This is a genomic window from Nitrosopumilus cobalaminigenes (assembly GCF_013407145.1).
GTDB classification, from domain to species: domain Archaea; phylum Thermoproteota; class Nitrososphaeria; order Nitrososphaerales; family Nitrosopumilaceae; genus Nitrosopumilus; species Nitrosopumilus cobalaminigenes.
This window is the reverse complement of the sequence record NZ_CP026993.1, coordinates 1,415,566-1,427,925: the sequence shown is the minus strand read 5'-3', so window position 1 is coordinate 1,427,925 and position 12,360 is coordinate 1,415,566. Positions and strand designations below refer to the sequence as shown.

Sequence of the window (12,360 nt, the reverse complement as noted above, 5' to 3'; positions counted from 1 at the left end):
AACCTGTATGGAGAAAAAACATCTAGGCTTAATTCTAGGCATAGCGTCAATTATTGGCATATCAATTTTAGTTTTGAGCATTCCAAATTCTGAAATCGTTTTACCACAACAAACAAATGAAAAAATTGGTCTTGTAATTAATTCACCAAATCAATCAGTAACACTACAAGAATTAGATGATGTATATTCAAAAGCATCTGAATCAGGAATTGGAAGAAGTAATGTCTATCTTTTTTGGAATCTAATAGAGCCTGAACGAGGAGAATTTGACTGGAGTCAATCTGATGCCTTGATGAGCTTTAACAAAAATAACAATCTCAAAGTTACTTTGTACTTTTCTATAATTAATGGTGAGACACTTGGACCTTTCCCAACTTGGATTGGAAAACCATCCATCAATTCTATTGGTGAGGATAGAGTAGTTAGTGTATTAGATGAAATACTATCCAGATATGATATTGTGGATACTGTAATCCTTGCAGGTCAAACAGAATCACAATTCCGATTTTATGAGCAAAATATTCCAGTATACAAAGAACTATTCAATGGAGTTTATGATAAAATCAAAGAAAAACACCCTGATGTAAAAATTGGAAACGCATTTGCTCTCGATCAAGTTTTGAATAAAAATTTGCGTTATATTGTAACTGAGTTATCTGTTGGTGATTTTGTAGCCTTTTCATATTCTCCTGTTGATACTCTAAATGATATTGTTAAAACTCCAGACCAAGCAAAAGAAGAACTACAACAAATCTTTGATTTAGCAGGAGATAAGAAAGTTGGAATTTTTGAAATTAGCTGGAGTACATCTGACTTTGTAGGTGGAAGTGATTTATCACAGACAGAATTTATGGAGAAATCCTTTGAATTTTACACAGAAAATGAATCTGAAATAGAATTTTTTACTTGGTATAGGCAATATGATAGGCCAGAAGGAAGCTGTATAGTAGAAGCACCGAAAATTGGTGATGATGAACTAGTAGTAGGAGGTTCTGGTTTTGGAAGTAGTGAACATGTAGCTGAAAGATTAAGTCATTACATTTGCAGTGCGGGTTTGATAAATAATGATGGAGATCCAAAATCCAGTTGGAATGAATTTAAGAAGCAAATTGAAATGATTAACTAAAATGATTTCATTAATCTTATCTGAATCGTCATTAGAACTAATTCCTTCTGAATTAAGACATCATCCATCAGTTGTCTCACATGCAAGAAAACTTGGAAAAAGTCCATCAGAAATTTTACTAGATAATTCATGGCATTTTGCAGCTATGAAAGGAATTGATAATGAAATGAAAAGAGGGAGGCCTGATCTTGTACATTTTTCAATATTAGAAGCTACAACTATTCCATTATATCTAAAAAATAAAATGAAACTTTATGTTCATACAGTTGATGGTAGAGTAATCTCTTTTGGCAAAAATGTACACATTCCAAAATCATATCATAGATTTGAAGGTGTAATAGAAAAATTATATCAAGAAGAAAAAGTTACTACAAAAGATAATGATGTTCTGTTAGAAATTAAAGACAAGACATTTCAAGAATTAATTGAGGAGATCAACCCATCAAAAGTAATTGGTTTTTCAACAAATGGCACTCTTAGCACATATGAAAAAATTGCCAAAGAGATTGATGATGACACTTGTATCGTAGTTGGAGGATTCCAAAAGGGACATTTTTCTGATTCAATTGAAAACAAAATCACAGATCTCTATTCTGTTGGAAATGAATCATTTGAAGGACATGTTGTAGTTGCTAGAATGCTCTATGAGTATGAAAAAACCATTTTTATGTAGGAAATAAAATTTGCATTTCATTGCAGTCATAGTATAGCCTGGTTAGTATTCGGGGTTTCCAACCCTGTGACGCGGGTTCGAATCCCGCTGACTGCATTTTTCAATTATTATGAGAACCAATTTTTAGGTGTAGTTTTTGATATTATTGTGAAACTTGGAGCAAAAAAAATTGCAATGGAGAGAATGGAAATCCTTATTGAAAATGCAATTTGTAATGCAAGGAAAAATCCTGAACTCTCTCAGAGACAAGCATCCATTGCTAGAAGAATAAGTACCAGACACAAAATCCGAATGCCATATAATCTCAGAATGGTTTTTTGCAAAAAATGTAAATCTTTTATTGCGCCTGGAATAAATTCTCGAATTCGTTTAGGTAGAACATCTGTCAAGTCGATCAGAATTACTTGCAACTTGTGTGGGCATACTTATCGCAAAATTATATCTCAATGATTTATAAGACGATTATCGAGTTTTTGACTCTATGGCAAAGGTATACGATGTACCAGCAGATGTATTGATAGGTAGACTGTCTTCCGCATTAAAGAATGAAGATATTCCTGCACCATCATGGATCCCATTTGTCAAAACTGGAGCTCATGCAGACAAGCCTCCACAAGATAGAGAATGGTGGTATACTAGATGTGCATCAATTTTGAGAAAAATTTACCTTAATGGCCCTATTGGAATTAACGCTTTAAGAAATGATTATGGTGGTGGTAAACCATCAGGATATGGAGCTGCTCATCACAAAGATGCTGGTGGTGCAATTATTAGAAATGCAATTCAAGGATTAGAAAAACTTGGTTATCTTGAAAAAGTTGAGAAGAAAGGTAGAATTGTTTCTAAACAAGGAATGCAAAAACTCGATAGATTATCAACAGAAATTCTTAAAGAACTAATTGTTGAGAATCCTCAATTGAAAGTATATTCTTAGATTAAAAATGGATTTTCCGGATTCTAACGAACCACCCATCGATAACACTAATCATGAATTAGCTGCTCAAAAAGAACAAATTCTAAAACAAGTTCTAACCCCTGAAGCTAGAAGTAGACTAAATAATATCAAAATGGTAAAACCTGAGTTATCTGATATGGTTGAACAATATTTGATCGGTATGGCAACTCAAGGCAAGTTACCTGGACAAATCAATGACGATCAATTAAAGCAAATTTTGCTCTCTACACAGCAACCAAAACGTGATTTTAAGATAAATCGAGTATAAATCAGAAAAAATTTAAATTTAGAAACAATTTCCGTTAACTCATGAAAGCAGTTGTATACAATGAATATGCACCAGATGATAATTATGCTAAGATCCTTAAAGTCCAGGATATAGATGAACCAAAACCAAAATCAGATGAGGTAATTTTTACCAATAAAGCATCTGCCCTAAATTATAACGATATTTGGGGAATGAGAGGAGTACCAGTTGCAGTTCCTCTTCCACACGTTTCAGGTTCTGATGTAGCTGGAGATGTAATCGCCGTAGGTGAAGATGTAACAAATTTCAAAGTTGGAGACAGAGTTGTATCTCACTCAAATCTTTCATGCAGAGTTTGTAAAGCATGTACTGATGGACGAGAATTTGATTGTGTCAAAAGACAAGTTTGGGGTTTCCAAACTGGACCTCTATGGGGAGCATATTCTGAACAAATCCATTTACCAGAAGTTAATGTTTCAAAAATTCCTGAAGGAGTTTCATATGATGATGCAGCAGCTGCATCCATGACACTTCTTACTTCCTGGCACATGCTGGTAGGAAGAGCAAAAATTCAACCAGGTCAAACAGTACTCATTATGGGTGGTGGTTCTGGAGTTGGAAGCTTTGGAATTCAAATTGCCAAGTTGTATAACTGTGACGTAATTGCAACTGCAAGTCCTGACAAACTAGACAAATGTAAAGAATTAGGTGCTGATTATGCAGTTGATCATAGACAAGACGGTTGGAGTAAAGAAGTCTTTAAAATTTCAAAAGAAATTGCAAAAACAAAAGGTGAAGCACCTGGAATTGATGTTGCATTTGATCATATTGGTCAAACCCACTTCAACAAACAATTACAGTTGTTAAAGTATGGTGCATCTCTTGTTTCATGTGGTGCTACAACAGGTTATGACGCACAAATAGATCTTAGACACATATTCTTCAAAGGAATTAATGTCTTGGGTTCTACACAAGGAACTAAAGCTGAACTTGATCAAGGTCTATATTGGATGGGCCAAGGCAAGATCAAAGCTGCAATTGACTCTACATACACATTTGAGCAAGCAGCAGAGGCTCACACAAAGATGTTAACCGGAAAAGGTATGTTCGGTAAAATCATCATGAAGCCTGAAGGCGCTTAGTCATTTAATGACTCAGCTCTTTCGTAGTCTCATTTTTGTACCCGGTAACAACCCAAGGTTTCTTGAAAAAGCTAAGGATCTCCAAGCTGACATTGTTTGCTTTGATTTAGAAGACTCTGTTCCAGATGATGAAAAATCTAATGCTCGAAAACTAATCAAAACTGCATTAAAATCTAGAAAATTATACAAATCTTCTATATTTGTGAGAACAAACTCTCCAAGTTCTGGCAAAATTCCAACTGATCTTAAAGAAATTGTACAAAAAGGAATTGATGGAGTTGTAATCCCTAAAGTAAACAATATCAAAGAAATGAAAAAAATTGAAAAAATTCTTTCTAGTTTGGAAAAAACTCGAAAACTAAAACCAATACAAATTATTCCATCTATTGAATCTGCTGAGGGTGTAGTGAACACGTATGAAATTGGATCTTTTGGAAAGAGAGTATCTGCAGTAGTTTTCGGAGTTTTTGATTTATTGAATGATTTAGGTGTTGAATATACTAAAAATTCTGAAGGTGAAAAATATTCTAGAAGAAAAATATCTGTAGATGCTCATGCTGCAGGAGTCGTAGTAATTGATGCTATTTGGCAAGATCTAAAAGATCTAAAGGGGTTGGAAAAAGACTGTAAATTGGGAAAAAGTCTAGGTTACACAGGAAAAAGTATCATACATCCTGATCAAATTCCCATAGTCCACAAATTGTTTCATCCAAACAAAAGTGAGATATCTTGGGCTGAAAAAGTATGCAAAATTTACCTTGAATCAACAAAAAAAGGTAAAGGCGCTACTACTGTAGAGGGTAAAATGATTGATGAGGTTCATTACAAGCAAGCAAAAGCCTTACTCGATCTGGTAAAATAGTTTCTTCGTTTTAATTTTATTCAAGAGATTCAATTATTACTTTCATACTGGTGCTTTTCTCAAACATTTTTTTATTTACTACTCCGATAACTCCAATTTTTTCTTTCTTGATATCTAATTTCATTTCTTGAAAAACACATTGTAATTTAGATATTTTTTTACTTTCACTGAGTACTTTCCCTGATTCAATGATTAATCCATGAAGAATTAAATTTTCTATCTTTCTATATCCTGATGTCTTTGGAACTTTGGATTCTTTAAGAATTTGTGGAATAGTATATTCATTCTCTAAAAGAGACGAAATGATTTTTCTAGTTTCCACTTCTCCAAATAATTCTAAGATTAAATCTCTTAAATCTGAATTAATTATTGTAACTAAAAATTTATCATCTTTCTTCTTTATCTTGAGAATTTTACCAATGCAATCTTTTTCAAATTTTTTAACATCTATTGATGAATTTTTTCTCAAAACACTTGAAAATTTATGAAAATGCTCAATTGATAACTTGATTGACATACCATGCTCCAAAAATAACTCCCGTTCAGTTTTTTTCAGAATGTCTAAATCTAATTCTTTTTTGATTTCAGATGATAATGCAGATGCAATCATCCTGTCAATACCACCCATACATTAGTTGTAAAAAATGGAAAATATTAAAGCACTGCTCTTTGTACTATGACTAGACATGTCTAAATCAGTAATTGTAATTGATGATGATGAAGATACAGTTAGATTATTCAGTGAATTTCTTGAAGAACATGATATCAACGTAATTGGAAATGGATTTGATGGTGTTACTGCTGTTAAATTATTCAAGGAAACTAAACCTGATGTTGTTTTAATCGATTTGAATATGCCTAATGGAAGTGGATTTTATGCAATAAAAAAAATTCAAGACATTAATCCAAAAGCACGAATTATTGCTGTTACTGCTGATGGAAGTTTTGCGACTGAAGAAAAATTAGAAAAACTCAACATCCCTCTTATTCAAAAACCATTCAAAATGGATCAAATAATTTCTATCATTAAAAACTAATTTTTCCCATTTTTGGAACTTTTCATATAATGTTATATTCAAAACTTCATACCATTACTGTGATAAGAATGAGTAAACGAGTAACAATTATGATTGATGAAGATCTTGATAAGAAACTTAGATTACGTCAAGCCAAACTAATTCAACAAGAACAGTCTTCATACAGCTATTCTAAAGTCTTGAATGAAACGCTTCGTAAAGTTTTGAAATAATAAAATCCTTCTACAAGTTTGTATTTTAAGTAGAATAGATTAAAGATGATGTATTTTTAATTTATTATATAATGATAGATCTCCTTGATCCTTCAAATGTAATTACTAGGTTGTTTGATGCTGAAAAATTTGATGAGATGTATAATTATTGTAAGGAATTACTTGAAAATAATCCAAATGATATGCTTGCACTTCAAAATATCTCATTATCTTTGATTTATTTAAAAAAATTTGATGAATCTATTGATTATTGCAATAAAGTTTTAGAAATAAAAAATTCTGATATTTATGCTCTAAAAAATAAGATATTTGCTCTTGAAAATTTAAAACAATATGAACAAGTAATAAAATTCTGTAAACAAATTCTTTCGATTGATTCAAAGGATATTTGGGCTCTAAACAGTCTGGGAATTGCATTAAATGAGTTAGACAGACACAAGGAAGCCTTAGAATGTTATGACACATCTCTTCTAATAGATTCTAAAGATATTACGGCATTAATGAATAAAGCTAATTCTCTTAGTCATCTTGGAAATTATCAAGATGCCATCCATTATTATGATCAGGCTCAAATGATCGATTCAAAATTAAAAGAATTACCTCTTGCAAAATCCAAATTATTTGAAAAATTAGGTATGAGTGATGACGCATTTTTAGCCGCACAGGGAATTTTAAACAAAGACATGGAAAAAATAAAAAATGAGGCTAAAGAAAACAAATGTTCTGTTTTTCATCAATTTTGTAATGATGAATTTGAAAAATCAAACTAAATAACAAAATAATTTTATACAGAAACACTTCAGAATTTGTAATGTTTACAGGTATTGTTGAAGGAATTGGTAAAGTAGAAAAAATATCGCGCAATACAAAAAATCGAAGTGCTATTCAAATGACTGTAAATCTAGGAAAATATGGAAAGGGTTTAAAAATTGGACAGAGCGTTGCTCTAAATGGAGTTTGTCTTACAGCAACAAAACTTTCAAAAAATAGCTGTATTTTTGAAATGATTGAAGAAACAACAAAAAAAACTGATCTTGGAAATTTAACAGTTGGTGGAGTTGTAAACATTGAACGTAGTTTGAAAGCAGGGGATAGACTTGAAGGACATTTTGTTTTAGGTCATGTTGATGGAGTGGCAATTATCAAAAAAATTCTAAAAAAACCTAAAGAAGTACAAGTTTGGTTTGAAGTTCCAAAAAAATTATCAAAGTTTGTAGTCAAAAAAGGTTCTATTGCAGTTGATGGAATTAGTTTGACTGTTACTGATATCAAAAATTCTCTTGCATCCGTTTCATTGATTCCTCATACGATTGATGTTACTAATTTTCATACCAAGAAAGTAGGCGATAAAGTTAATATTGAAACTGACATCCTTGGAAAATACATTCTAAAATAAAGCCAATTACTTACAATTTTAGTGGTAATTACCAATTTTTTAGTAAACTTTATAATTAGATTAAGAAGTTTTTTCATATGACTCTTGAATCTGCATTACAATCATTAAAACGTGGAGAATTTGTTTTATTGTTTGATTCTGCTGGTAGAGAAAATGAAATTGATATGGTAGTAGCTGCAGAATTTGTAACTCCTGAACATGTAGCAAGAATGCGTCAACATGCTGGGGGATTATTGTGTATTGCAATTGATAATAATTTTGCAACCTCTTTAGATTTACAATATATGCATGAAATTCTTTCAGAATCCTCCATTTCAAATAAAGAAATGATTATGGGATTAGCGCCTTATGGTGATCATCCAACTTTTTCATTGTCTGTAAACCATTATCAGACATACACCGGAATCACCGATAAAGATAGAGCGTTGACAATTAGTGAAATGGCTAAAATCCATAATGTTGAAAATAAACAGAAAAAATTTGCATCATCATTCAAGACCCCTGGACATGTTCCGTTGTTAATCGCCTCAAAAGGATTATTGGCAGCACGTCAAGGTCATACAGAAATGTCAGTTTACTTAGCTCAAGTAGCTGGTTTGACTCCTGTTACAGCAATTTGTGAAATGATGGATGCTGAAACTTATACCGCATTATCTGTTGATAAGGCAGAAAAATTTGCAAAACAAAATGGAATTCCATTAATTGATGGAAAAGAATTGTTAGAATACGCTAAGGTGAATTAGTTTTGAATATTGCAATAGTATCTTCTGAATTCAATGAGGAAGTGACGTCTAGGATGCTTGCAATAGCTAAAGAAAAAGCAGAATTATTGAAATTAAAAATTACTCATACTTGTGTGGTTCCAGGAGCCTATGATATGCCTATAATTGTGGATGCTTTATTGAACAAAAAAGATGTTGATGCTGTAGTCACTTTGGGTGCTATCATTAAGGGTCAAACAAAACATGATGAAGTCATTTCTCATGCAGCAGCACAGGCATTAACTGATCTATCGTTAAAATACAAAAAACCCGTTTCTTTAGGCATTTCAGGACCAGGAATGCAGGAGAGACATGCATATGCTAGAATTAGACCTGTCGCAGAACGTGCAGTAGAGGCTGTAGTAAAAATCTCTGATGAACTAAAAAGGATTCAAAAATGATTCAGCTAAGTATCTTAAAAATTACAGAATATGGTCCATGGACATTGACATTGGGCAGTGACAGAGAACATGAACTTCAAATGCTTCAAGCATCTCTCTATAAACAAGTTCAAAAATTATTTTCTGATAAAAACTGCATTGTATTTCTCAATCGGGCTGATGAATTTTTTGTTGTTTCAAATGGTCTTACTTTGGAGGATCATATTCAAATCCAAAAAATTCTTGAAAAATCATTTGATGTTGGTTTGACAATTTCAATTGGTTTTGGAAATACTCCATTTGAAGCAAATTTGAAAGCATATGAAGGAAAGAAAAATAAAATCATTTTAAACACAGAACATAATATTTTTGGATTTGTGAACGAAACATCTGATTCAGAAGTCTCAATAATGCATTTAGATGTAGATGATCTTACATCTAGAAGGAAAACAGATTCTCCTTATGAAATTTCATCGATAATTTTTGAATTGTATTCTAAGATGTCTAACTATTTTCTAGAAAAAAATTCTCTAACATTTTTTATGGGTGGTGATAATTTCATGGTAGTAGCAGATAATGAAGCAAAAAATTCTGTGCAAGATTTCATCAATATTGTAAAAAATAATGATCAAATTTCTTTGAATTGTGGAATTGGCAATGCAAAATCTGGACGAGAGGCTGTTAAATTAGCCACAAAATCACTTGATACTATAAGAGAAATTCGAGATTCAGGCAAGGAAAAACCTGAAGTTTATGAATTATCATGTTAATAAAAAATATCAGCATACTATTTGGAGATAACTTAGATTATGTTTCAAAAACTGATGTTAGAATCTCTAATAACAAAATAAAAAAAATCAGCTCAAAAATTCAACCAATTACAAAAGAAGATTCTATAGATTGTTCTGGCCTTTTAATGATTCCTGGATTCATAAATGCTCATACCCACATTGGAGATTCAATAGGAAAAGATGTTTCATTAAACAAAACAGTAGATGAAAAAATCCATCCTGTATTTGGTGCAAAATCAAAAATTCTAAAAAATACTTCTGATGAAAATCTAGGAAATTTCATGAAAAATACTTGTTATTCTATGATTAGAAAGGGAATCACCACTTTTGTAGATTTTAGAGAAGGGGGATTAGATGGCGTTAATCTACTGAAAAAAGTTACAAAAGAAATACCTATTCGTTCAATTATTTTAGGACGGATGGAATTTTATCAAAATAGTAAGGAAATTAAAAAAAACATATCTTTTCCAAGCACAAAAAATACTGAATTTCTTAATTTATTGAAAAAATGTGATGGAATTGGTGTTAGTGGTGCAAATGAAAATAGTACTTCAGTTCTAAATCACTATTCAAAAATAACTAAACTAAAAGCAATTCATTCTGCTGAAACTAAACAAAGTACTAGTACATCCAAAAAAGTTACAGGAAAATCCGAAACAATTAGAGCATTAACACTAAAACCTGATTTTTTAGTTCATATGACTTATGCTTCAAAAACTGATCTTCAAAAATCTTCTAAAAAAACAAGAGGAATAGTAATTTGTCCAAGAGCCAATTCTGCTCTTGCAGAAGGAATTCCTGATATTGAATTAATGCAAAAATCAGGCTGTACGCTAGCTCTAGGCACGGATAATGTGATGATTAATTCTCCTGATATGTTTAGAGAAATGGATTTCATTTGGAAAGTAACTATGGGAATTCATAAAAAAAGAATTGATGCAAAAGAAATTCTTAAAATGGCTACTGTAAATGGTGGAAAAATTTTGAATAAACCAATTGGAGTTATTCAATCTGGAAAAATTGCAGATTGTATATTTCTAGATAAACATGCATTAGATTTAGAACCAATGCATGATTCACATGCATCAATTGTTCATAGAGCATCTGAATCTACCATCAAAGCTGTAATGATAGGAGGAAAGTTAGTTCATGGCAAACTCTAAACCACATGTAATTTTAAGTGCTGCAATATCCATTGATGGAAAAATTTCAACTAGATCAGGGGATTCTAAATTATCTTCCTCTGAAGATTTTATTCGATTACATAAACTTAGGAGTAAAGTAGATGGAATTATTGTTGGAAAAAATACAGTGATAAAAGATAATCCTTTGTTAACTGTACGACATACTAAAGGAAAAAATCCTGTCCGAATAATTTTAGATTCTAAAGGTAATATCTCTTCTAAATCAAAAATATTACAAACATCAAAACAAATCCCTACAATAATAGCTGTGTCAAAAACTATTTCAAAATCAAATCTTCAAAAATTGAATAAATTTCCTGTAGAGGTAATTATAACAGGTGAAAAATCTGTTAACATCAAATCTCTATTGAAAAAACTCTCAGCTAAAGATATGAATACTCTATTGGTAGAAGGAGGTGGAACAATAAACTGGGAATTCATTAAGCAAAATCTTTTTGATGAAATGATAATCACCCTGTCACCTTATCTGATTGGAGGAAATAATACAATATCTCTTGTTCAAGGAATTGGATTTGATAAAATTTCAAAATCTCCCCATCTTCGTCTTAAATCTATCAAGAGGCTCAAAAATCATCTGGTTTTGAATTATCTCAAAGTGTAAGTTATTATACTTTATTTGAAATAAAATTACAAGAAATTGGCAGTAAAAAAGAAAACTACAACAAAAAGAAAAGCAGCTCCAAAAAGAAAAGCAGCTCCAAAAAGAAAAGCAGCTCCAAAAAGAAAAGCAGCTCCAAAAAAGAAAGCAACCAAATCAAAATCTAAGAAACCAGCATTTGGTGGATATGCAATAAGTTTTGCAGGACGTTCTGAAACAGTAGAACAAGTCTTTGGTAAAAAACCAATTGCTCCAAGTGAAATGACTAAAAAGATTTGGGCATTTGTAAAATCAAAAAGCCTTTCTAATCGTTAAACCCACATGTTAACGAATTTTCGTTAACTAATTTCTATCTTTTAATTATTTTAGTTTAAAATGAATAAGGTATAGATATTGGATTTAATTTATAATTTACATGTCAACTGCATCTTTAAGACGCGATCATGAATTGATTGAAAAAGTCATCAAAGCAATGGAGTCTACCATTCAATTATTGAACGATAATAAACAAATTCCTGAATCAATATTATTACCTGTAATTGATTTTTCAAAAAACTTTACAGATGTTTGTCATCATAGTAAAGAAGAAAAATCATTATTCCCTGCTTTAGAACAAGCAGGATTACCTACCAATATGGGACCAATTGCAATGATGTTAATTGATCATCAACGTTCAAGAGAAATTGGCACTGAAATGGAAGCATCAGCAAAAGAATATCTTGCATCAGGTGATTCAACAAAATTGGTTAGTGATATGCAACAATATGTAGAACATATTACTGAACATTTGTGGAAGGAGAATAACAAATTATTCATGATGGCAGAAGCAAGGTTACAATATGTATCTGAAAAAGTTGATAAAGAATTAACTGAAATTGAAAAATCAAAACTTGATGAACTTGGTAAAACAAGAGAACATTATGAACAATTAGCTGAAAATCTTACAAAAGATGTTTCTGAACAAGGAAGTTAAAT

General features: G+C 31.4%; 19 protein-coding genes and 1 tRNA gene. 19 read left to right on the top strand and 1 reads right to left on the bottom strand.

Features of this window, described 5'->3' with window-relative positions:
• The first annotated feature begins 7 nt into the window (after nt 1–7).
• From C5F47_RS08805 to C5F47_RS08770, 8 genes are all read left to right on the top strand, one after another.
• Nucleotides 8–1,126, top strand: coding sequence for an SRPBCC family protein (locus tag C5F47_RS08805; protein ID WP_179360695.1), 1,119 nt, complete (start codon nt 8–10; stop codon nt 1,124–1,126).
• 1 nt (nt 1,127) lies between these two features.
• Entirely contained in the window at nt 1,128–1,799 is a 672-nt protein-coding gene (locus C5F47_RS08800; protein ID WP_179360694.1) for a ribosome biogenesis protein, read from the top strand.
• 22 nt (nt 1,800–1,821) lie between these two features.
• Nucleotides 1,822–1,895: transfer RNA gene (locus C5F47_RS08795), tRNA-Gly, on the top strand.
• Nucleotides 1,896–1,982: 87 nt separating this feature from the next.
• Nucleotides 1,983–2,249, top strand: coding sequence for a ribonuclease P protein component 4 (locus tag C5F47_RS08790; protein ID WP_343045168.1), 267 nt, complete (start codon nt 1,983–1,985; stop codon nt 2,247–2,249).
• A 31-nt stretch (nt 2,250–2,280) separates the two neighbouring features.
• Nucleotides 2,281–2,733 (top strand): 30S ribosomal protein S19e, encoded by a 453-nt coding sequence (locus C5F47_RS08785; protein ID WP_179360693.1) that lies wholly within the window; start codon nt 2,281–2,283, stop codon nt 2,731–2,733.
• Nucleotides 2,734–2,740: 7 nt separating this feature from the next.
• Nucleotides 2,741–3,022: a DNA-binding protein gene (locus C5F47_RS08780; RefSeq protein ID WP_179360692.1), complete on the top strand. Its 282-nt coding sequence runs from the start codon at nt 2,741–2,743 to the stop codon at nt 3,020–3,022.
• 41 nt (nt 3,023–3,063) lie between these two features.
• A complete protein-coding gene (locus C5F47_RS08775; protein WP_179360691.1) occupies nt 3,064–4,143 on the top strand; it encodes a zinc-binding dehydrogenase in 1,080 nt (359 codons plus the stop codon).
• Nucleotides 4,144–4,150: 7 nt separating this feature from the next.
• Nucleotides 4,151–5,005 carry an HpcH/HpaI aldolase/citrate lyase family protein gene (locus C5F47_RS08770; protein ID WP_179360690.1) on the top strand — a complete coding sequence of 285 codons (855 nt, stop codon included), beginning with the start codon at nt 4,151–4,153 and terminating at the stop codon, nt 5,003–5,005.
• A 16-nt stretch (nt 5,006–5,021) separates the two neighbouring features.
• Here the strand turns inward: C5F47_RS08770 and C5F47_RS08765 are convergent, their stop codons facing one another.
• Nucleotides 5,022–5,633 carry a transcriptional regulator gene (locus tag C5F47_RS08765; RefSeq protein ID WP_179360689.1) on the bottom strand — a complete coding sequence of 204 codons (612 nt, stop codon included), beginning with the start codon at nt 5,631–5,633 and terminating at the stop codon, nt 5,022–5,024.
• Between the two features lie 58 nt (nt 5,634–5,691).
• Between C5F47_RS08765 and C5F47_RS08760 the strand changes: the two genes are divergently transcribed.
• From C5F47_RS08760 to C5F47_RS08710, 11 genes are all read left to right on the top strand, one after another.
• Entirely contained in the window at nt 5,692–6,042 is a 351-nt protein-coding gene (locus C5F47_RS08760) for a response regulator (RefSeq protein WP_179360688.1), read from the top strand.
• A gap of 68 nt (nt 6,043–6,110) precedes the next feature.
• Nucleotides 6,111–6,254, top strand: coding sequence for a hypothetical protein (locus tag C5F47_RS08755; RefSeq protein ID WP_179360687.1), 144 nt, complete (start codon nt 6,111–6,113; stop codon nt 6,252–6,254).
• A 71-nt stretch (nt 6,255–6,325) separates the two neighbouring features.
• Nucleotides 6,326–7,024 carry a tetratricopeptide repeat protein gene (locus C5F47_RS08750; protein ID WP_179360686.1) on the top strand — a complete coding sequence of 233 codons (699 nt, stop codon included), beginning with the start codon at nt 6,326–6,328 and terminating at the stop codon, nt 7,022–7,024.
• 41 nt (nt 7,025–7,065) lie between these two features.
• On the top strand, nt 7,066–7,650 hold the full coding sequence (locus tag C5F47_RS08745) for a riboflavin synthase (protein WP_179360685.1): 585 nt from the start codon (nt 7,066–7,068) through the stop codon (nt 7,648–7,650).
• Nucleotides 7,651–7,727: 77 nt separating this feature from the next.
• Entirely contained in the window at nt 7,728–8,393 is a 666-nt protein-coding gene (ribB, locus tag C5F47_RS08740) for a 3,4-dihydroxy-2-butanone-4-phosphate synthase (RefSeq protein ID WP_179360684.1), read from the top strand.
• Between the two features lie 2 nt (nt 8,394–8,395).
• On the top strand, nt 8,396–8,812 hold the full coding sequence (gene ribH, locus C5F47_RS08735) for a 6,7-dimethyl-8-ribityllumazine synthase (protein WP_179360683.1): 417 nt from the start codon (nt 8,396–8,398) through the stop codon (nt 8,810–8,812).
• Nucleotides 8,809–9,561, top strand: coding sequence for a GTP cyclohydrolase IIa (locus C5F47_RS08730; protein WP_179360682.1), 753 nt, complete (start codon nt 8,809–8,811; stop codon nt 9,559–9,561). Before ribH ends, C5F47_RS08730 begins: the two co-directional genes overlap by 4 nt.
• Entirely contained in the window at nt 9,555–10,745 is a 1,191-nt protein-coding gene (locus tag C5F47_RS08725; RefSeq protein WP_179360681.1) for an amidohydrolase family protein, read from the top strand. Before C5F47_RS08730 ends, C5F47_RS08725 begins: the two co-directional genes overlap by 7 nt.
• The gene (locus C5F47_RS08720; RefSeq protein ID WP_179360680.1) at nt 10,732–11,388 is read left to right on the top strand and encodes a 2,5-diamino-6-(ribosylamino)-4(3H)-pyrimidinone 5'-phosphate reductase; all 657 of its coding nucleotides are present in this window, start codon (nt 10,732–10,734) and stop codon (nt 11,386–11,388) included. Before C5F47_RS08725 ends, C5F47_RS08720 begins: the two co-directional genes overlap by 14 nt.
• 36 nt (nt 11,389–11,424) lie before the next feature.
• Nucleotides 11,425–11,700, top strand: coding sequence for an SWIB-MDM2 domain-containing protein (locus C5F47_RS08715; RefSeq protein WP_179360679.1), 276 nt, complete (start codon nt 11,425–11,427; stop codon nt 11,698–11,700).
• A 100-nt stretch (nt 11,701–11,800) separates the two neighbouring features.
• Nucleotides 11,801–12,358 (top strand): hemerythrin domain-containing protein, encoded by a 558-nt coding sequence (locus C5F47_RS08710; RefSeq protein WP_179360678.1) that lies wholly within the window; start codon nt 11,801–11,803, stop codon nt 12,356–12,358.
• The last annotated feature ends 2 nt before the right edge of the window (nt 12,359–12,360 follow it).